The following is a 19,560-nucleotide window of genomic DNA, read 5'->3' on the forward strand; positions in this document are numbered from 1 at the left end:
TCAGCTGTGCTCCACCACGGTGTCGGCCAGCACCGGCGCGTCGTCCCGGTCGGCCGCGGTGACCGACACCAGGACCCGGCCGGGCTCCCGCCACTGGTGGATGCGCAGCGTCTCCCCGGGGAAGACCACACCGGCGAAGCGGGTCGTGTAGGACCGCACCCGTGCGACCTCGCCGCCGAGCACCGTGTCGACGACGGCCTTGAGCGTGACCCCATAGGTGCACAGCCCGTGCAGGATCGGCCGGTCGAAGCCGGCGAGCTTGGCGAACTCGGGGTCGGCGTGCAGCGGATTCCAGTCGCCGGAGAGGCGGTAGAGCAGCGCCTGGTCCGGGCGGACCTCACGTTCGGTGCTCAGATCGGGGGCGCGGTCGGGGAGTTCGAGGCGGGCGGAGGGGCCGCGCTCGCCGCCGAAGCCGCCCTCGCCGCGGACGAAGATCTGGGTGTCGCAGGTCCACAGGGGGCCCTCGTCGTCGGCCACTTCGGAGCGCAGCACGATGACGGCGGCCTTGCCCTTGTCGTACACGGCGGGGACGGACGAGGTCTGCGTGGCCCGGCCGCTCACCGGGAGGGGGCGGTGCACGGTGACGGTCTGGCCGCCGTGCAGGACCGCGGCGAGGTCGACCTCGATGCCGGGCGCGGAGAGCCCGCCGGCGAGCGCCATCCCGCCGCCCGCGACGGTGGCGAAGCTGGGCAGGACGTGCAGGGCGCTCTCCAGGGTGTAGCGCAGTTCGTCCGGGTCGGTGGCGGGGTGCGGCTTCTCCGGAGTGGGCGCACCGGCGCCGATGCCGAGGTGGTAGAGCTGGACGTCCTTGTGGTCCCAGGCGAGTTCGGTGGTCCGCGGCTCGGCGGAGGTGGCCTTGGCGGCGTCGATGGGCATGGGGCTGCTTGCTCCTTCACCACGAGGGGAAGACCCCGGCCCGGCCGTCCGCACCGTCGACCGCGCCGGGGTCGTATCTGGTCGGCACGGCCGCGCTCCGACAGGGCACAGGGCACACTTCTAGAACGCGTTCTAGCCGATGGCTCTCATGTATAGCCGATCCGTCCGACACCCGGAAGACCTCTGACGGCTTGTCAGAATCAGGTCCCGCGGACGGCGGAGAGCCTCCCGGGCTCGGGCTCCTCCGCCGCGCCGATCCCCACCTTCGATGCGCGGAACCGTGACATTTGTCAGAGGAGTTCATCCACATTCGCCTCTAACGCAGGCCGATCACGCTCCGTAACGTCGAAGGCAAGCAGACGAGAGGCGGGGTGAGCATGGCAGGGACGACAAGGCCCGGCAGCACGGCGGAAGGGGCGCGCGGCGCCACGGCGGTGGGATTCTCCGGGGTGACCCGGAGTTATGGCGCGGTGCGGGCCGTGGACGGACTGGACCTGGAGATCGCGGCGGGCGGGACGGTGGCGCTGCTCGGGCGCAACGGCGCGGGGAAGTCCACCACCCTCAACATGCTGCTGGGGCTGCTGCCGCCCAGCACGGGGACGGTCCGGCTGTTCGGCGGCACACCGGAGTCGGCGGTGCGCGCCGGCCGGGTGGGCGCCATGCTTCAGGACGGCAAGGCCATCCCGCGGGTCACCGTCCGCGAACTGATCACCTTCGTCGCCGCCACCTACCCGCACCCCATGGACGTCACCGAGGCCCTGGAGCTGGCGGGCCTCGACGGGTTCGGCGGGCGGCGGGTGGACCGGCTGTCCGGCGGGCAGGCCCAGCGGGTCCGCTTCGCGGTGGCGCTGGCCGGCAACCCCGAGCTGCTGGTGCTCGACGAGCCGACCGCGGCGCTGGACGTGGAGGCGCGCCGCGCCTTCTGGCGCTCGATGCGGGCCTATGCCCGCCGGGGCCACACCGTCCTGTTCTCCACCCACTATCTGGAGGAGGCCGACGCGCACGCCGACCGGATCGTGGTGATCGACCGCGGCCGGGTGGTCGCCGACGGCAGCGGCGACGCGATAAAGCGGCGGGCCGGCGGCTCGCAGGTCTCCTTCGACCTCGCGGGTGCCGCCACCGGGCCGCTGTCCGGGCTGCCCGGCGTGAGCGCCGTGGAGGTGCGCGGCGACCGGGCGCGGCTGCGGACGGCGGACTCCGACGCCACGGTCCTGGCGCTGGCCGGGCTCGGGCTCGTCCGCGGACTACAGGTCACCCCCGCCAGCCTGGAGGACGCGTTCCTCGCGCTCACCTCCGCCGAAGCCATCCCCGACGCCCCGGCACACACCGCCGGCGCCCGGCCCGTGAAGGAGAGCGCGTGATGCTCGACTACCTCCGTCTCGAAGTCCGCCGCACCCTCCGTGACCGGGGCTTCGTCATCTTCGGTATCGGGATGCCGGTGCTGATGTATGTGCTGATGACCAACATCGGCGTGGGTCCGGGCGGCGCCGACCCGGAGTGGAAGATCGCTTCGATGGTCGGCATGGCCGCGTACGGCGCGCTGGGTTCGGCGGTCGGCACGGGCACCGGTGTCGCCGAGGACAAGCAGCTGGGCTGGCTGCGCCAGTTGCGCATCACCCCGCTGAGCCCGCTCCGGGTGGTGGTGGGCCGCGGGCTGACCGGCTCGGTGACGGTGCTGCCGTCCCTCGCCGCCGTACTGCTGGTGGGCGCCCTGGTCAACGGCGTCCGGATGCCGGCCTGGCAGTGGGCCGCGCTGGCCGGGCTGCTCTGGATCGGCACCACGCCCTTCACGCTGCTCGGTCTCGGCAACGGCTACCGCCTGTCCGCGCAGTCCACCGGCGTGGTCAACACGGGCTGTGTGCTGCTGCTGTCGATCATCGGCGGTCTGTGGTTCCCGCCCGTGCTGTTCCCCGACTGGCTCCGCTCGCTGTCCGGGTGGACGCCCGGCAACCGCTTCGCGGAGCTCGGCCGGAGCGTCACCCACGGCAGCGCACCGGACCTGGCCTCAGTAGCGGTGCTGGCCTTGTGGCTGGCACTCTTCGGCGGATACGCGGTGTACGCGTACCGTCGGGCCGCACGCACGGTGTGACCGGCGATGGCGCGGACCTGGGAAGCGACAGTGCAGCACACGGAACGACGGACCGCGGGCGAGAAGAGCCCCGGCGGCGCGGACGGCACCGAGTCGTGCCGTCCCGGGCGGCTGGGCAGGAAGCCGGGCCAGGGGCCGGGCAAGTACGCCTTCCTGCCCTGGCTGCTGATGGGCCTGGGCGCCTTCTCCAACATCATCCAGGGGAAGTCGGGCAACCCCTGGCTGGCCGGTCTCGGGCTGCTCGTCTTCAACTCCCTCTACATCAGCGTGATCTGGACCTCCTTCAACCCGCGGCTGCGGGACTCCCGCCGCCCCCTGTACGCCCTGGGGACACTGACCGCCGTCACCTTCGCCGTCGCGGTCGGGTTCGGCGGCAACTGGTTCCTGTTCTTCCCGCTGCTGTCGCTGGCCTCCGGCACGGTCCGGGCGCTGCGCGGCAAGAAGCTCGCGCTCTGGCTGATCACGCTCAGCGGGGCGGCCGGCTATCTGACCGGCTGGCACGACGACGACCCGTGGGGCGCGTTCGGCATCGGCTACGGCACCTTCCTGTCCGGCATGGTGACGGCCACGGTCCTCAGCCTGTTCGACACCATCCAGGAGCTGAACACCACCCGTCAGGAACTGGCCCGCAGCGCCGTCGAGAAGGAGCGGCTGCGCTTCTCCCGCGATCTGCACGACCTGCTGGGGCACACCCTGTCCGTAGTGGTCGTCAAGGCCGAGGCGGTCCGCCGGCTCGCACCCCGCGATCTGGACGCGGCACTCGCCCAGGCCACCGATATCGAGGCGGTCGGCCGGCAGGCGCTGACCGAGATCCGCGAGGCCGTCAGCGGCTACCGCGAGGGCAGTCTGACCACCGAGCTGGACCGGGCCCGCTCCGCGCTGGAGGCGGCCGGCATCGAGCCCGTCGTACGGCAGGCCGGGCCGCCGCTGCCCCCGCAGGCAGGCGCCCTGCTGGGCTGGGTGGTCCGCGAGGGGGTCACCAACACCGTCCGGCACAGCGGCGCCACCCGCTGCGAGATCGCGGTCCACGCCGACGCGGAACGGGTACGGCTGACGATCACGGACGACGGCCGCGGTCCCCTGAGCCCCGGCGCTGCTGCGTCCCCTGGCCTGGCCTGGCTCCGCGACCGTGGCCCCGGCCGCGGCGGCGACGGGGAGAAGGGCGGCGGGGAGGCGTATGGCGGCCGGGGTGCGTATGGGGGCCGGGGTGCGTATGGGGGCGCGGAGACGTACGGCGGCCAGGAGACGGACGACGGCCGTGCGACGGGCAACGGCCGGGAGGCGTACGGGATATCCGGTACGGACGGCAGCGGCAGCGGCGGCGCGGCCCCGGCGGGCGGCATCGGTGACGACGGCCGTCAGGGGCTACCCGGCCGATCGGGGCCGGTGGGGGGCACCGGGCTGAAGGGGCTGGCCGAGCGCCTGGCCGCGGCGGGCGGGACACTGCACAGTGGCGCGGACGGCCGGCACGGCTTCCGGGTCACGGCCGAGCTCCCGGTCGGCACGGGCGACGGGACGGATACGGAGGAGTGGACCAGGTGATCAAGGTCCTGTTGGCGGAGGACCAGGGAATGATGCGGGGCGCGCTGGCGCTGCTGCTCGACCTGGAAGCGGACATGCAGGTCGTGGCGCAGGTCGCGGCGGGCGACCGGATCGTCGCCGCCGCCCTCGAAGCCCGCCCCGATATCGCCCTCCTGGACATCGAACTGCCCGGCCAGAGCGGTCTGGACGCCGCGGCCGAGCTGCGCGAACAGCTGCCGGCCTGCAAGGTGCTGATCGTGACGACCTTCGGCCGCCCCGGCTATCTGCGCCGCGCCATGGAGGCCGGAGCCTCCGGTTTCCTGGTGAAGGACGGCCCGGTGGAGGAACTCGCGGCGGCGATCCGCCGGGTGCTGGCCGGCGAGCGGGTCATCGACCCCGGCCTCGCCGCGGCGGCACTGAGCGCCGGCCCCAATCCGCTGACCCAGCGGGAGCGCGATGTCCTCACCGCCGCCGTGGACGGCGCCACGGTCGCCGACATCGCCGACCGGCTCCACCTCTCCCAGGCCACCGTCCGCAACTACCTCTCCGCGGCCATCGGCAAGACCGGCACCCGCAACCGCATGGAAGCGGTACGGGCGGCACGGCAGAACGGCTGGTTGTAGGACGCGCCCAGCCCGGCCCCTCCGCGCGACGGCCGTTCCCGCCAGCTCGCGACGCCCGGCGCGTACACGCGCGCCCGGCGGGAAGCACCCGGCGGGAAGCACCCGGCCGGGGGCACCCAGCGGGGAAGCGCCCGGCTGGGGGAAGTGCCTGGCGGGGGAAGCACCCGACGAGGGAAGCGCGGCGGAGGAAGCACCCGCCGGCCCCGCGCCCGGGCGCCCACCGGGCGCGGCCCGCCCAGCCAGGCGACGGGACCGCCGACAAGCGTCAGCCGTGGGCGGCGTCCGCCCGGCGCTGCGGCAGCGCGACGAGCATCAGCAGGATGCTGCCGAGCAGGACCACCGAGCCGACCTGGAAGGCCAGCCCGTAGCCGTCCGCCAGGGCCTTGGGGCCCTCGCCCGCCTCGATCCGGGCCGCGGCGAGCGTGGACAGCACCGACAGGCCCAGCGCGCCGCCCATTTGCCGGGAGGTGTTGATCAGGCCGGAGACCAGGCCCTGGTCGGCGGGGTCGGCCCCGGAGGTCGCGATGGAGGCGATCGGCGTCGCGGTCAGGCCCGCGCCCAGCGCCATCAGGATGCCGGGCCCGAGGATCGTGCCGAGGTAGGTGCCGTCGACGTCCATCGTGCCCTGCCAGACCATGCCGGACGCGGAGATCACCGCACCGGCGATGGCCAGCGGCTTGGCGCCCAGCCGGTTCATCAGCCGTGGCGCGATCTTGGAGCCCAGGACGATGGACAGCGAGTGCGGGATGAAGGAGAGCCCGGCCTCCAACGGCCGGTAGCCCAGCACGTTCTGCACATAGAGGGACAGGAAGTACCACATGGAGAACATCGCGGCGCCGGACAGCACCATCGCCCCGTTCGCCGACGAGACCGAGCGCAGCCGGAAGAGCCCCAGCGGCATCAACGGAGCCTTGGCGCGCGCCTCGACGACGAGGAACACCGCGACCACGACCAGCCCGGCGCCCAGCGGCAGCAGCGCGGACAGCGACCCCCAGCCGTCCGTCTCGGTCTGCACGATCCCGTAGGCCACCAGCCCGAGCCCGGCCGTCACCAGCAGCGCGCCGGGCACATCCAGCCGCCGGCCCACACCCTGCCGGCTCTCGGTGAGCCACAGCACCGCGCCGCCCAGCACCAGCGCCCCGATCGGCACATTGATCAGCAACACCCAGCGCCACGACAGGAATTCGGTGAGCGTCCCGCCCACCAGGCCGCCCACCGCGCCACCGCCCGCGCCCACCGCCGTCCAGGTGGCGATGGCGCGGGTACGGGCCGGTCCGGCCGGGAACGACGTGGTCAGAATGGTGAGGGTGGCGGGCGAGAGCACGGCCGCGCCGATGCCCTGGACCGTACGGGCCGCGATCAACTGCCAGGGCTCCTGCGCCAGCCCGCCCCCGAGGCTCGCGACCGTGAACAGCGCCAGCCCCAGGACGAAGATCCGCTTACGGCCGAAGAGATCGGCGGCCCGGCCACCGAGCAGCATGAAGCCCGCGAAGGTGATGACGTAGGCGTTGACGATCCACTGGAGGCCGAGCTCGCTCAGGCCCAGACCGGTTCGCATGGCGGGCAGCGCCACATTCACGACGGAGACGTCCAGGATGACCAGGAACTGCCCGGAGCAGACCAGCAGCATCACCAGCCAGGCCGGCGGGGCCGTCCTCCGGCGTGCGGTCTTGGGCAGGGTGGCGGAGGTGGCTATCGGCGGCATGCCGACCATGCTTGCATTCGTCGTATGAATCCCGCATCGGGATATCGGTGCATGGGCCACCTGCCAGAAGACCTAGGCCGGAAGTCGCAGGGGGGTGGGGGCTGGGACGAGGCTTTCGGGGTGGGGCCTTACGGGGTGGGGGTGGCGGGCCCCTAGGGGGTGCGAGGGCCCCCACTGGGCCAACTACCCACCAACCGAAGAGAGTTAACACGGTGAGCGGCGCACCGCCTGACTCCCGACTCCCGGCTCCCAGCCACTGCCCCCAGCGACGCACCACCCAGCCCCGCGCCGAGCAACGCACCACCCAGCCCCAGCCCACGTCCCCACACCGACCCGCCTACCCCCGCCTATCTCCCCGCCCCCTCACCTCCGTAGGAGTGTCACCACCGCGGCGCCGCCCAGGCCGATGTTGTGGGTCAGGCCCACCCGGGCGCCGGGGACCTGGCGTTCGCCTGCGGTGCCGCGGAGTTGCCAGACCAGTTCGGCGGCCTGGGCCAGGCCCGTCGCACCCAGTGGGTGCCCCTTGGAGATGAGGCCGCCGGACGGATTGACCACCCAGCGGCCGCCGTAGGTCGTGGCGCCGTCGGCGACCAGCTTCCCCGACTCCCCGTCCGCGCACATGCCCAGCGCCTCATAGGTCAGCAGCTCATTGACCGAGAAGCAGTCGTGCAGCTCGATGACGTCCACGTCCTCGATGCCGAGGCCGCCGGCCGCGTACACCTGCCGGGCCGCGGCCCGGGACATCGGCTTGCCGACGACATCGATGCAGGAGCCGGACGCGAAGCTCTCCTCGGTGTCCGTCGTCATGGCCTGCGCGACGATCTCCACCGCCCGGTCGGCCAGCCCGTGTTCCCGCACGAACCGCTCGGAGGCGATCACCGCCGCGGCCGCGCCGTCGGACGTCGGCGAGCACTGCAACTTGGTCAGCGGCCGGTGGATGGTCTTCGCGGCGAGGACCTCCTCCACCGTGTAGACGTCCTGGAACTGGGCGTTCGGGTTGTGGGCCGAGTGGCGGTGGTTCTTGGCGCCGACGGCGGCGAGCTGCTCGGCGGTGGTGCCGTAGCGCTCCATGTGCTCACGGGCCGCGTTGCCGAAGATCTGGGCGGTGGGCGGGGTCATCTCGAAGCCGTGGGCGGCGGCCATCACTCCGTAGTGGCGGGCCACCGGCGAGGTGCTGAAGTCGCCGCCGTCCGCGCCGCCGCCCAGCGCGCCCCGCTTCATCTTCTCGAAGCCCAGGGCCAGGACGCAGTCGTTGAGGCCGGACTCGACGAACTGGCGGGCCATCATCAGCGCGGTCGAGCCGGTCGCACAGTTGTTGTTGACGTTGTAGACGGGGATGCCGGTCAGGCCCAGTTCGTAGGCGGCGCGCTGGCCGGCCGTCGATGCCTGGTAGCAGTAGCCCACCGGCAGCTGCTCGACCGCCTCGTAGCCGATCCCGGCGTCCGCGAGCGCCGTGCCGCCCGCCTCCTTCGCCATGTCCCAGTACTGCCACTCGCGGGTCTCGGGCTTCTCGAAGCGGGTCATCCCGACGCCGACGATGTACGCCTTGCCAGCCATACGTGTCCTCCTGGAGGTGGCCGAGTCCGGGGAGTCAGTGGGGAGTCAGATCAGGGGGCGGGGCTCCGGGTCGCGGGGCAGGCCCAGCAGCCGTTCGGCGACGACATTGAGCTGCACCTGGGTGGTGCCGCCGGCGATGGTCAGACAGCGCGACATCAGGAAGCCGTGCAGCGCCCGTTCACCGGCCCCTTCGCGCACCGCGCCGGCCGGGCCGAGCAGCTCCAGCGCCAGCTCGGCGACCTTCTGCTGGTGCGGGGTCTGCACCAGCTTGCGGATGCTGGCACCGGCGCCCGGCTCCAGCCCCGACACCTGCTGGAGCGTGGTGCGCAGCCCGATGCAGCCCAGCGCGTGCGCCTCGGCGGCCAGCGCACCCACCCGCGCCCGCACCGATCCGTCCAGTCCGGCGGCGCGGTCCAGGAGCGCCTCCAGACCGGTGTCGAACGTCAACTGGTCGGCCATGTGCACGCGTTCGTTGTCCAGGGTGGTGCGGGCCACCTTCCAGCCGTTGTCGACCTCGCCGACCACCGCGTCGGCCGGCAGCAGCACCTCGTCGAAGTAGACCTCGTTGAAGAGCGCATCGCCGGTGATCTCCTTCAGCGGGCGGATGTCGATGCCCGGGGACTTCATGTCGACGAGGAAGAAGGTCAGCCCCTTGTGCTTGGGGGCGTCCGGGTCGGTGCGGGCCAGCAGGATGCCGTGGCTCGCCCACTGCGCGGCCGAGGTCCACACCTTCTGGCCGCTGATCCGCCAGCCGCCGTCCGCGGTCCGCTCGGCACGGGTCCGCAGGGCGGCCAGGTCCGAGCCCGCCTCGGGTTCGGAGAACAGCTGGCACCACAGCAGCTCGCCGCGCAGCGACGGCAGCAGATAGCGCTCCTGCTGCTCCGGGGTGCCGTGGGCGATCAGCGAGGGCACGACCCAGGTGGCGATGCCCAGATCACTGATCCGCACCCCGGCGGCCGCCAGCTCCTGCTGGATCGCGAGCTGTTGTACGGGGCCGGCGCCCAGTCCGTAGGGCGCGGGGAGGTGCGGGGCGGCATAGCCGGTGGGGGCCAGGGCGCGGCGTACGGCCGCGGGGTCGAGGCCGCGGACGCCGTCGACGACCGTCCGGGCCTCGGTCCGGAACTCCGTGGCCCCGGCGGGCAGTTCCAGGTGCAGCGGGCGCCGGGCGCCGTCGGCGGCGAGCCGGGCGGCCCGCAGCCGGTGGGTGTCGCCGCTGCCGAGCAGCTGGCGGGCGACGGTGGCCCGCCGCAGATGGAGGTGGGCGTCGTGTTCCCAGGTGAAGCCGGTGCCGCCGAGGATCTGGATGCAGTCCTTGGCGCAGCCGACGGCGGCGTCCAGGGCGGTCGCGGTGGCCAGCGCCGCGACCAGTCCGCGGACCGCGGGCGGCTCGTGCAGGGCGCGGGCCGCGTCCCAGACCAGGGCGGCGGCCTGCTCGCAGCGTATGAGCATGTCGGCGCAGAGGTGTTTGACCGCCTGGAACTGGCCGATGGGGCGGCCGAACTGCTCACGGACCGCGGCGTGTTCGGCGGCGGTACGCAGCGCCCAGGAGGCCGTGCCGCAGCTCTCGGCGGCCCACAGCACCCCGGCCAGGTCGCGGACCAGGTCGCCGTCGACGGTGAGCCGCCGCTCGGCGGGCACCGGCACCCCGCGCGCGCTCACCTCGGCCGTCGGCCGGGTCGGGTCGGCGCTCTCCTGGACGCGTACGGTCAGCGCCCCGGCGTCGACCGCGAGCCAGACCGTCTCCCCGGCGCGTCGAACGCCGCCGCGCTCCGTCCCGTCAGCGTTGTCCGCCCCGCCCGCCCCGTCCGCCCCGGCCGAGGCGTCCGCCGCCTCCCCGCCGCCTTTCGCTACCGCTTCCGCTTCCGCGGCGACCTCCGCGGCCAGCACGATGAGATCCGCGTCGGCGCCGGACAGGACGGGGGGCGTGGTGCCCTCCAGGACATAGCCGTCGGGGCTTTTGACGGCGGTGAGCGAGCCCGGGTCGAGCGCGACGGCGCCGATGCGTGCGCCGGTGGCCAGGTCCCGTACGAGAGCGGGGGCGCCGCCGCCGCGGTGCAGGAGGGCGGCGGCGAGGGTGGTGGGCAGATAGGGGCCGGGGAAAGCGGCGCGGCCCAGTTCCTCCAGCACGACGGCGAGGTCGAGCAGTTCACCGCCCCCGCCGCCGTCGGCCTCGGGGAGATGCAGCCCGAGCAGGCCCTGAGCCGCGAGCTGGTCCCAGTACGCGGGCCGCCCGGGGCGCGCGGGCGCGGTGTCGAGCAGCTTGCGCACCGCTTCGGGCGGCACGGCCCGCGCGGCCCAGCCGCCCGCCGCCTCGGCCAGGTCACGGTGTTCCGGTGTGATTCCGATGCCCATGCGGAGCAGACTAGAACACGTTTCATTCTGACGGAAGGTCAGTCGGGAGGTCGGGCAGAGGGTCGGCCAGAAGGCCGGTTGAGGGGTCGCCGAGCTACCGGCCGATACGGACAGCCGGGCCCCGGCGGGGATTCCCCCTGGGGGACGGTTCAGATGCCCACCAGAAACGACCCGGTGAATTCCGTCGCGGGAAGCCATTTCCCGCTCCTTCCTTCCCCCTTCCTTCCCCCCTTCCTCCCCCCTTCCTCCCGCCGCTTCCCCCACCTCTTCCGCCCGCCCCTTCCTCCTTCCCGCCCGCTTCCCCCCGACCGACTCCCCCGCCCCCGAATTTGCCGCTTTCGGGCATCCCGGAAATGACCGACGGGAAATCGACGGGAACAGTCGGAGAACGGACCGGAACCCGGCAGGAACCGGCAGGAACAGCCGGGGCGCCCCGACACGGGAATCGAGTCGCCCGAAGCGGGAAAAGCGCACCGCGTTCCGATATCCGAATGTTCCGCACCGGGACACCCGCACTCCACCCGCGCCGGCCCGTACGGCACGATGAGCCCCTGACCGCACCACAGGAGGAAGCCCATGCCCGCTCCCACGGCTCCGACCGCTCCGCAGCCGGAGATACTCGCCGCTTTCGAGGCGGCGAAGGGCTTCATGCCCGTGGACGAGGGCCTCGCCCTGTATGCGGCGGCGGCCGAGGCGGCGGCCCTGGGGCTGCCGCTGGTGGAGGTGGGCACCTACTGCGGACGGTCCACGATCCTGCTCGCCGATGCCGCGCGCGGCGCCGGGGTCCTCGCCGTCACCGTCGACCACCACCGGGGCAGCGAGGAGCAGCAGCCCGGGTGGGAGTACCACGACGCGACCGTCGTCGACCCCGAGGTCGGCCGGATGGACACCCTGCCCACCTTCCGCCGCACCCTGCACTCCGCGGGCCTGGAGGAGCATGTGCTCGCCCTGGTGGGCCGGTCGCCGCAGGCCGCGGCCGTCTGGCAGGCGCCGGTGGGGCTGGTCTTCATCGACGGCGGGCACACCGACGAGCACGCCACCGCCGACTACGAGGGCTGGGCGCCGCATCTCGCGGCCGACGGGCTGCTGGTCATCCACGATGTCTTCGCGGACCCGGCGGACGGCGGCCAGGCCCCGTACCGCATCTACCGCAGGGCCCTGGAGTCCGGCGCGTTCACCGAGATCTCGGCCCATGGGTCGCTGCATGTACTGCGGCGCACCGGGGCGGGCATCTGAGCGGGCTACGATCGCGGACGTGTCGAACGGCAGTTCTCTCCCCTCGCACCGCCGCCTGCGCGGCACCCTTCTCGTCGTGCTGGCCGCCGTAGTGGTCGCCGGCCTGGGAGGCTGGCTGGCCTGGCGCTCGTCGGGCCACGACGGGGCCGGAGCCGGGCGGCCCGCACCGGGCGGCCCGGCGGAGAGCGCCTCCGGGAGCGCGACCGGCTCCGGAGGCAGCGCCACCCCCGGCAAGGGCTCCCAGGGCGACGGCCCGCGCGACCGCCTCAAGGGCAAGGTCGTGGTGCTCGATCCCGGCCACAATCCGCACAACGGCGAGCACGGCCGGGAGATCGCCCGGCAGGTGGACATCGGCAACGACCGCAAGGAGTGCGACACCACCGGCACCGCCACCAACGACGGTTACGCCGAGGCGTCCTTCACCCTGGACCTCGCCCGCCGGGCCCGCACGCTCCTCCAGGAGCAGGGCGCCAAGGTCGTCCTCACCCAGGACGGCGACCGCCCCTACGGGCCGTGCGTGGACGAGCGCGCGGAGATCGGCAACAAGGCGCATGCCGATGCCGCGCTGTCCCTCCACGCCGATGGTTCGGGCGCCGGCAACCGCGGCTTCCACGTCATCCTGCCCGCCCGGGTCACGGCCGGCCCGGCCGACACCGCCAGGATCACCGGGCCGTCGCGGCAGTTGGGCGAGCGGCTGGCCGGCCGGTTCCGCGCGGTCACCGGAAGCGCGCCGTCCAATTACATCGGCGACGGCAGCGGGCTCGACAAGCGCTCCGATCTCGGCGGCCTCAACCTCTCCACGGTGCCGAAGGTGTTCATCGAGTGCGGCAATATGCGCGACCCGAAGGACGCCGCGCAATTGACCGATGCGCACTGGCGGCAAAAGGCGGCCCGCGGGATCACCGAGGGCATTACGGACTTCTTGACGCACTGACCGGACCATCGAACCCGGCTCCGGAACCCACCCGATACCGGATCCGGGACGGCGTACCGATAGCGCGCGGAAACGAACACGACGGGCCGCCGGATTCGGCGACGGGTTCCCCTTTACGATGGGTGGCCACCGCCGTGCCTCGCACTGCGCGCACCGCGACAGCGACGACCGGACCCACGAAACCGACAAAGGACCCTTACGTGAACATCCGCTCCCTCACTCGAGGCGACGGCGTGGTGATCGGAGCAGCGGTGTTGCTGTTCATCGCCTCGTTCCTCTCTTCCACCGGCGGCCCGGAGTGCTCCGGACCGCTCGCCAAGTACTGCGAGGCCCAGGACTACAGCAGCATCAACGCCTGGAGCTCGGTGTCGCTCCTGATGAGCGTGTACCTGGCCGGGGTGATCGGCGCGGCGATCATCGTCGTCAGCCGTGCGCTGCCGCAGCAGCAGGTGCGCAAGGTCGCCGGTCTCGACCTCGGCCAGTTCGGTGTCGCCCTCACCGTGTTCGCGGCATGGACGGCGTTCTGGTCCCTCATCGACGCCCCCAGCGCCGGCGCGGGCCTGATCATCGGTCTGATCGCCACCCTGATCCTGGCCGGTGGCGCCATCGCCACGCCGCTCCTCCCGCCGCTCAAGGCCGCCCTGATCGGCGCCCCGAAGCCGCAGCCCGCCACCCCCTACGGGGCCGGCCCCAACCCGGGCTACGGCTACCCCGGCGCCCAGCAGCAGGCGAGCCAGGGCTACGGCTACCCGGGCGCCCAGCAGCAGCCGCAGGGCGGCCAGCCACACGGTCAGCAGGCTCCGGTGGACGCCACGGCGGGCGGCCCGGCGGGCGCCACCGCGGCGGCCGGCGCCCCGGCGGACTTCGCGCCGTTCTGGTTCGCGGTGCCCGTCGCGCGCCCGCTGTACGGCGAGGACGGCGCCCCGGCGCCGATCGCCGAACTGGCGCCCGGCACCTGGTACCTGGCGGTGGAGCAGCGCGGCCAGGCCCTGATCGCGCAGACCCAGGACGGCCGGCGCGGCGTCCTCCAGGACACCACCGGTATCCAGCGCGGCTGACACCGGACGCACAGCGGTCCTTTCGCGGCCCCTCGCCCCTGCGGGCGGGGGGCCGTTGCGCTGCCGGCGGCCCAGCCGTACAGTTCCCCGACAGCGATCTGATGACGCGTCAGGTTTCCAGGGTCACCGTCCGCCGGAAAGGGGCGATCGGTATGCGACTCGGACTGGCACTGGGCTACTGGGGCCGCGGGCCGGACCCCCGGCACCTCGAACTCGCCCGCGCGGCCGAGCGGCTGGGCTATGACTCGGTGTGGACCGCGGAGGCATGGGGGTCGGACGCCTTCACCGCGCTCACCTGGATCGCCGCCCACACCACCCGGATCAAACTGGGCACCGGGATCGCACAGATGGCGGCCCGCACCCCCACCGCCACCGCGATGCACGCCCTCACCCTCGACCATCTCTCCGGCGGCCGGGTGCTGCTGGGCCTGGGGCTTTCCGGACCGCAGGTGGTCGAGGGGTGGTACGGCCGGCCGTTCCCCAGGAGCCCGCTGACCGCCACCCGCGAATACGTGGACGTGATCCGCCAAGTGCTGCGCCGGGAAGGGCCGGTGGAGTCGGACGGGACCTTCCACCCGCATCCCTACCGCGGCGCGGACGGCACCGGCCTCGGCAAACCGCTCAAGCCCATCACCCACCCGCTGCGCGCCGGCCTCCCCCTCCTGCTCGGCGCGGAGGGCCCCAAGAACATCGCCCAGACGACCCGGATCGCCGACGGCTGGCTGCCGCTGTACTGGTCGCCGGGCCGCACCGACGTCTACCGGGCGTCCCTGTCCGAGGCCCCGGACGGCTTCCTCATCGCCCCCATGGCCCGCGCCGTGGTGTGCGACGACATCGCCGAGGGGCTGCTCCCGGTCAAGGCGATGCTCGGCTTCTACATCGGCGGGATGGGGCACGCGGCCAGGAACTTCCATGCCGATCTGATGGCCCGGATGGGCTTCGAGGAGGCGGCCCGCCGGGTGCAGCGGCTCTTCCTCGAAGGCCGCAGACAGGAGGCGGTGCAGGCTGTTCCGGACGCCTTCGCCGATGAGATCTCGCTGGTCGGCCCGCGCGAACGGATCGCGGAGCGGCTGGAGTTGTGGCGCTCAGGACCGGTCACCGACCTGCTGGTCACCGCCCCCGACCCGGACACGCTACGGGTCCTGGCCGAGCTCAACTCCTGACGGCCGCGGGAGGCTCACTGGAACGAGGCCCACTCCAGCCACCGGTCGAGCAGGGCGCGCTCGCCCAGCACCTCGACCCGGTCGCTGTCGGCGGGCAGCCGGCGGTAGAGCACCCGGAGGAGGTCGGTGAGCGGGCCGCGCACCGCGACCGCGGCCTTTTCGTGCGCGCGGCGGTGGACGAGCCGCTCGCCGGTGAGGTCGAGCAGCCACTCGGCGTTCAGCTCGGGCGGGGTGTCGGTGGCGTGGAGGTGGAGGGTGCGGCCGGGGCCGAAGAGCTGCGCGCCGCGCTCCGCAGGGTCCGCCGTGACTTCCGGCAGGGCGCACAACTGAAGCCATTCCTCCAGGCAGTCGGCGGCGACCTCGGGCGGGACGTCGAAGGCGGCCCCCGCGGTGAGTGCGGCGTCGGCGCGGTGGATCACGGTCTCGTGGGTCATCCGGCGGGCCCAGAAGCCCGCCCGCTGTACTGGCGACCAGGTCCAGACCTCGGTATCGGGGCCGGCCTCGCGCAGCGCCGCCACGGCCTGTTCCACCCCGGCCGCGAGCCAGGCGTCCAGCGCCGCCGCGTCGTCCCCCTCGGGCCCGTCCCCCTCGGGAATGTCGGCCTCGTCGATGTCCGTGGCGGACCGGGTGGCGACGAGGGTGCCGGCCCAGCGGTGGGCGCCGCCGACGTGCCGCGCGAGGTCGGCCAGCGTCCAGTCCGGGCAGGTGGGCACGGTCGCGGACAGATCGGCGTCGCGCAGTATCTCCCGGAACTTCGTGGTCTCGTCCAGGAGATGGGCGCAGTAGGCGTCATGGCTGAGTGAGCCGTGCAGAGTCATGCGGCGCACAGTAGCGGGCGGTCCCCCGGCTCGGCCTGCGCATTTCCGTGCGGATACGGAGGCCCGGCCGGCTGCTTGGCCCGTACGGGTCGTTCCGTACGGGCCCGGGCCCCACCGGCGCAGCCCTTACGGGCCGGCGGACACGCTCTCTATCGGCAGCAGTCCGGATCGAGCCCGGTCGGCAGCTGCTCGCCCCCGAAGACCGTGGTGGTGGCCTCGTCGCCGCCCAGGGCGGCCACCGCGAGCAGCAGCGAGCCGGCGGTCCAGGAGGTGCGTTCCTGTGGCCAGATCGCGTCGTCGTCGAAGACATAGCCGGTCCAGTACATCCCGTCCTCGGCGCGGAGGTGCTGCATCCACTTGAGGATCTGTACGGCCCGCTCGGACTCCCCCATCGCCCACAGGGCGAGCGCCAGTTCCGCGCTCTCCCCGCCGGTGACCCAGGGGTTGGGCAGCACACAGCGCACGCCCAGACCGGGCACCACGAACTGCTCCCACTCCGCGTCGATGCGCTCCCGGGCCTGCGCGCCGCGGACCGCACCGCCGAGGATCGGGTAGTACCAGTCCATGGAGTAGCGGGACTTGTCCAGGAACCGCTCGGGGTGGCTGCGTATCGCATGGCCGAGGCGGCCGACGGCCAGCTCCCAGTCGGGCTGCGGCTCCTCGCGCTGTTCGGCGAGCGCCAGCGCACAGCGCAGCGCCTGGTAGATGGAGGACGAGCCGGTCAGCAGCGCGTCGTTGACGGGCGTACCGTCGTCCTCGCGCTTCCAGCCGATCTCGCCGCCGGGCTGCTGGAGCTCCAGGACGTACTCGGTCGCGGCGTGCACCGCGGGCCACATGCGGTCGAGGAAGCCCTCGTCGCCGGTGGACAGGAAGTGGTGCCAGACGCCGACCGCGAGATAGGCGCAGAAGTTGGTCTCCCGGCCGCGGTCGGTGGGTTCCTCGGCGTCGCCGTCGGCGTAGGCGGCGTACCAGGACCCGTCCGGGTTCTGGTGCCGCGCCAGCCAGTCGTACGCGGCCTCGGCACGCTCGTGTTCGCCGGCCGCGTCCAGGGCCATGGCGGCCTCGGTGTGGTCCCACGGATCGAGGTGGTGGCCCCGGAACCAGGGGATCGCGCCGTCCGGCCGCTGGGTCGCCAGGATGCCGGCCACCGTGCGGGCGGCCTGCTCGGCGGTGAGCACCCCCGGCAGGACGAGCCGTTCGGTACGCCCGGGACTTGTCACTTGGCGGCCCCGGCGGAGCGCTTGGCGGAGGGCTTGGCGGCCGGCTTGGCACCGGACTTGGCAGGGGCCTTGGCACCGGACTTGGTGCCCGCCGCGGACTTGCGGGCCTTCGCGGCGGTCCCGGCCGCCGGCCCGGCGGCCGGGGCGGCGGGCGCGGCGGACTCGCTCGCCTCCGCGGCGGCCGGCTCGGCGGTGGCCGCCTGGGGCAGATGCGGCTTGGTGGCGTAGACGACGAAGCTCTTGCCGATGACGGGGTTCAGCGCCCGCTCGGCGAGCCGGGTGGCCAGCGGCTTCTTCATGATGTCCCAGACCAGCAGCTTGTGGTACGCCTGCACCGGCAGCGCCTTGTCGTTGTCCACCCCGAAGGCGCACTTCAGCCACCAGTAGGGGCTGTGCAGCCCGTGCGCGTGGTGCGTGCCGTACGGCTCCAGACCGGCCTCCCGCATCTTGCCCAGCAGCTCGTCGCCGCGGTAGATGCGGATATGGCCGCCCTCGACCTCGTGGTAGGCGTCGCTGAGCGCCCAGCAGACCTTCTCGGGCCCGTAACGGGGAACGGTGACCGCGATCCGGCCGCCGGGGCGCAGCACCCGGACCATCTCGGCGAGCACGCCCTTGTCGTCCGGGATGTGCTCCATCACCTCGGAGATGATCACGACATCGAAACTGTCGTCGGGGAACGGCAGGTTCAGCGCATCGCCCTCCATGGCGGTGGCGGAGGCGCCCGCCGGGGCCTCGCCCGCCTCCTCCATCGCGGCGAACCACTTGGCGACCTCGCGGATCTCCTCGCCGTTCTGGTCGAGGGCGACGACCTGCGCGCCGCGCCGGTAACACTCGAAGGCATGCCGGCCGGCGCCGCACCCCAGGTCGAGCACACGGTCGCCCGGAGCGAGCGGGAAGCGGGAAAAGTCGACGGTCAGCACGGCGTTCTGCTTTCGTCCGGCGGTTGGTGGCGGTGGTGGCTGCGGAAGGAACTACGGGCCGGTCGGGCCACTAGGCGTGCCCGGCGGCACTCGGCGCGGTCGCGGTGCCGGCGGGCCCGCCGGACGCCGCCCCGGGGAGGGTGCGGGCGCCGGCCCGGCCTCTCTGGAGGGCGATGGCCTCGCGGTAGCGCTCGGCGGTGCCGAGGGCGGCCTGCCGCCAGGTGAAGCGGGCCAGCACCCGCTCCCGGCCGGCCGCGCCGAGCCGGCGGCGCAGCGTCTCGTCGCCCAGCAGGCGGAGCAGTCCGCCCGCCAGCGCACCGGCGTCCCCCGGGGGCACCGCGAGACAGGTCTCGCCGTCCGGGCCGGCGACCTCGGGGATGGCGCCGCCGGTGGTGGCCAGCAACGGCGTGCCGGTGGCCATCGCTTCGGCAGCGGGCAGCGAGAAGCCCTCGTAGAGGGAGGGGACACAGGCGATCTGGGCGCTGCGCACCAGGTCGACGAGTTCGGGGTCACTGATGCCCTTGACGAACTCGATGGCGCCGGACAGACCGAGCCGCTCGATGGCGGCGGCGACCGGCCCGTCGTCGGCGCGCTTGCCGACGACCACCAGATGCGCGTCGGGCTGTTCGGTGCGCACCTTGGCGAGCGCCTCGACGAGGTGGATCAGCCCCTTGAGGGGGACATCCGCGCTGGAGGTGGTGACGATCCGGCCGGGCACCTCGGGCACCGAGGCATCCGGCGAGAACAGGTCGGTGTCGGCGCCGATATGCACCACATGGATCCGGTCGGCGGCCACCCCGAGGTCATCGACGATCTCCTGGCGGGAGGAGCCGGAGACGGTCAGCACGGACGGCAGCCGCCGGGCCACGCGCTTCTGCATACGGGTGAAGCCGTACCAGCGGCGGACGGAGGCCCGGCGCTTCCAGCCGCCGGCGGCCGCCAGGTCGAGCCGGCGGTCGACGGTGATGGGGTGGTGGATGGTGGTGACCAGCGGGGCGCCGAGGGCGCCGGGGCCGCCGAGCAGGCCGTATCCGAGGGTCTGGTTGTCATGGACCACATCGAACTGGCCGCGGCGGGCGGCGAGATGGCGCCGGGCCCGCAGCGAGAAGGTCAGCGGCTCGGGGAAGCCGCCGGTCCACATCGTGCCGACTTCAAGGGCGTCGATCCAGTCGCGGTACTCGCCGCGCTTCGGCGTACGGAACGGGTCCGGCTGGCGGTAGAGGTCCAGGCTGGGCAGCTCGGTCAGGGTCACCCCGTCGTCGACGACGGGGTAGGGCTGGGCGCCGATGACCTCGACGGAGTGGCCGAGACGGGCCAGTTCGCGCGAGAGGTGCCGTACGTAGACGCCCTGGCCGCCGCAGAACGGGTTCCCCTTATACGTGAGCATCGCGATCCGCAGGGGACGCTCGCCGTTCGTCGGGGCGGAGGCCGGGGTGGCCTCTGCGGGGCGAGGCGCGGCTGCCTGGACGGCCTCTGCGGTCACGCTCG

General features: G+C 73.3%; 15 protein-coding genes and 1 pseudogene. 8 read left to right on the forward strand and 8 right to left on the reverse strand.

The window, feature by feature from the left end:
* Positions 1-876 carry a MaoC/PaaZ C-terminal domain-containing protein gene (locus ACFWJW_RS12520; RefSeq protein WP_387238731.1) on the reverse strand — a complete coding sequence of 292 codons (876 nt, stop codon included), beginning with the start codon at positions 874-876 and terminating at the stop codon, positions 1-3.
* Positions 877-1,253: 377 nt separating this feature from the next.
* On the opposite strand from ACFWJW_RS12520, the gene ACFWJW_RS12525 reads away from it, so the two are divergent.
* From ACFWJW_RS12525 to ACFWJW_RS12540, 4 genes are read left to right on the forward strand one after another with little or no spacing between them, the layout of a single operon-like run.
* Entirely contained in the window at positions 1,254-2,237 is a 984-nt protein-coding gene (locus ACFWJW_RS12525; RefSeq protein WP_387238734.1) for an ABC transporter ATP-binding protein, read from the forward strand.
* Positions 2,237-2,965 carry an ABC transporter permease gene (locus ACFWJW_RS12530; protein ID WP_387238737.1) on the forward strand — a complete coding sequence of 243 codons (729 nt, stop codon included), beginning with the start codon at positions 2,237-2,239 and terminating at the stop codon, positions 2,963-2,965. Before ACFWJW_RS12525 ends, ACFWJW_RS12530 begins: the two co-directional genes overlap by 1 nt.
* A 6-nt stretch (positions 2,966-2,971) precedes the next feature.
* On the forward strand, positions 2,972-4,507 hold the full coding sequence (locus ACFWJW_RS12535) for a sensor histidine kinase (RefSeq protein WP_387238740.1): 1,536 nt from the start codon (positions 2,972-2,974) through the stop codon (positions 4,505-4,507).
* On the forward strand, positions 4,504-5,109 hold the full coding sequence (locus tag ACFWJW_RS12540) for a response regulator (protein WP_387238743.1): 606 nt from the start codon (positions 4,504-4,506) through the stop codon (positions 5,107-5,109). Before ACFWJW_RS12535 ends, ACFWJW_RS12540 begins: the two co-directional genes overlap by 4 nt.
* A 265-nt stretch (positions 5,110-5,374) precedes the next feature.
* Here the strand turns inward: ACFWJW_RS12540 and ACFWJW_RS12545 are convergent, their stop codons facing one another.
* The 3 genes from ACFWJW_RS12545 to ACFWJW_RS12555 form a co-directional block, all read right to left on the reverse strand.
* On the reverse strand, positions 5,375-6,823 hold the full coding sequence (locus ACFWJW_RS12545) for an MFS transporter (RefSeq protein WP_387238746.1): 1,449 nt from the start codon (positions 6,821-6,823) through the stop codon (positions 5,375-5,377).
* Positions 6,824-7,177: 354 nt separating this feature from the next.
* On the reverse strand, positions 7,178-8,371 hold the full coding sequence (locus tag ACFWJW_RS12550; protein WP_387238748.1) for a lipid-transfer protein: 1,194 nt from the start codon (positions 8,369-8,371) through the stop codon (positions 7,178-7,180).
* Between the two features lie 45 nt (positions 8,372-8,416).
* Positions 8,417-10,723: an acyl-CoA dehydrogenase gene (locus ACFWJW_RS12555; protein ID WP_387238750.1), complete on the reverse strand. Its 2,307-nt coding sequence runs from the start codon at positions 10,721-10,723 to the stop codon at positions 8,417-8,419.
* A 576-nt stretch (positions 10,724-11,299) separates the two neighbouring features.
* Here ACFWJW_RS12555 and ACFWJW_RS12560 point away from each other — a divergent pair.
* The 4 genes from ACFWJW_RS12560 (at position 11,300) to ACFWJW_RS12575 (ending at position 15,114) form a co-directional block, all read left to right on the forward strand.
* Positions 11,300-11,959 carry a class I SAM-dependent methyltransferase gene (locus ACFWJW_RS12560; protein ID WP_387238752.1) on the forward strand — a complete coding sequence of 220 codons (660 nt, stop codon included), beginning with the start codon at positions 11,300-11,302 and terminating at the stop codon, positions 11,957-11,959.
* A 19-nt stretch (positions 11,960-11,978) separates the two neighbouring features.
* Positions 11,979-12,893, forward strand: a complete 915-nt coding sequence (locus ACFWJW_RS12565) for an N-acetylmuramoyl-L-alanine amidase (protein WP_387238754.1) — start codon at positions 11,979-11,981, stop codon at positions 12,891-12,893.
* Positions 12,894-13,093: 200 nt separating this feature from the next.
* The gene (locus ACFWJW_RS12570; RefSeq protein ID WP_387238758.1) at positions 13,094-13,951 is read left to right on the forward strand and encodes a DUF5336 domain-containing protein; all 858 of its coding nucleotides are present in this window, start codon (positions 13,094-13,096) and stop codon (positions 13,949-13,951) included.
* 152 nt (positions 13,952-14,103) lie between these two features.
* Positions 14,104-15,114 (forward strand): LLM class F420-dependent oxidoreductase, encoded by a 1,011-nt coding sequence (locus tag ACFWJW_RS12575; RefSeq protein ID WP_387238761.1) that lies wholly within the window; start codon positions 14,104-14,106, stop codon positions 15,112-15,114.
* 14 nt (positions 15,115-15,128) lie between these two features.
* Here the strand turns inward: ACFWJW_RS12575 and ACFWJW_RS12580 are convergent, their stop codons facing one another.
* The 4 genes and pseudogenes from ACFWJW_RS12580 to ACFWJW_RS12595 all read right to left on the reverse strand — a co-directional run bounded on the left by ACFWJW_RS12580 (position 15,129) and on the right by ACFWJW_RS12595 (position 19,555).
* A complete protein-coding gene (locus ACFWJW_RS12580) occupies positions 15,129-15,932 on the reverse strand; it encodes a maleylpyruvate isomerase family mycothiol-dependent enzyme (protein WP_387238764.1) in 804 nt (267 codons plus the stop codon).
* A 149-nt stretch (positions 15,933-16,081) separates the two neighbouring features.
* The gene (locus ACFWJW_RS12585; protein ID WP_387238767.1) at positions 16,082-17,152 is read right to left on the reverse strand and encodes a prenyltransferase/squalene oxidase repeat-containing protein; all 1,071 of its coding nucleotides are present in this window, start codon (positions 17,150-17,152) and stop codon (positions 16,082-16,084) included.
* A 170-nt stretch (positions 17,153-17,322) separates the two neighbouring features.
* Positions 17,323-18,072 (reverse strand): annotated as a pseudogene (locus ACFWJW_RS12590) (methyltransferase domain-containing protein); the annotation flags it as partial.
* Positions 18,073-18,142: 70 nt separating this feature from the next.
* Positions 18,143-19,555, reverse strand: a complete 1,413-nt coding sequence (locus ACFWJW_RS12595; protein ID WP_387238771.1) for a glycosyltransferase family 4 protein — start codon at positions 19,553-19,555, stop codon at positions 18,143-18,145.
* Positions 19,556-19,560 lie beyond the last annotated feature (5 nt).

Origin of the sequence: Streptomyces sp. NPDC127097, assembly GCF_042724075.1 — a bacterium.
Taxonomy (GTDB): Bacteria; Actinomycetota; Actinomycetes; order Streptomycetales; family Streptomycetaceae; genus Streptomyces.

Excerpts from the sequence above, each read along its gene's own strand:
- ACFWJW_RS12525 (WP_387238734.1), top strand. The coding sequence starts at position 1,254 with ATGGCAGGGACGACAAGGCCCGGCAGCACGGCGGAAGGGGCGCGCGGC.
- ACFWJW_RS12530 (WP_387238737.1), top strand. The coding sequence starts at position 2,237 with ATGCTCGACTACCTCCGTCTCGAAGTCCGCCGCACCCTCCGTGACCGG.
- ACFWJW_RS12550 (WP_387238748.1), bottom strand. The coding sequence starts at position 8,371 with ATGGCTGGCAAGGCGTACATCGTCGGCGTCGGGATGACCCGCTTCGAG.
- ACFWJW_RS12555 (WP_387238750.1), bottom strand. The coding sequence starts at position 10,723 with ATGGGCATCGGAATCACACCGGAACACCGTGACCTGGCCGAGGCGGCG.
- ACFWJW_RS12560 (WP_387238752.1), top strand. The coding sequence starts at position 11,300 with ATGCCCGCTCCCACGGCTCCGACCGCTCCGCAGCCGGAGATACTCGCC.
- ACFWJW_RS12535 (WP_387238740.1), top strand. The coding sequence starts at position 2,972 with ATGGCGCGGACCTGGGAAGCGACAGTGCAGCACACGGAACGACGGACC.
- ACFWJW_RS12520 (WP_387238731.1), bottom strand. The coding sequence starts at position 876 with ATGCCCATCGACGCCGCCAAGGCCACCTCCGCCGAGCCGCGGACCACC.
- ACFWJW_RS12575 (WP_387238761.1), top strand. The coding sequence starts at position 14,104 with ATGCGACTCGGACTGGCACTGGGCTACTGGGGCCGCGGGCCGGACCCC.
- ACFWJW_RS12545 (WP_387238746.1), bottom strand. The coding sequence starts at position 6,823 with ATGGTCGGCATGCCGCCGATAGCCACCTCCGCCACCCTGCCCAAGACC.
- ACFWJW_RS12580 (WP_387238764.1), bottom strand. The coding sequence starts at position 15,932 with ATGACTCTGCACGGCTCACTCAGCCATGACGCCTACTGCGCCCATCTC.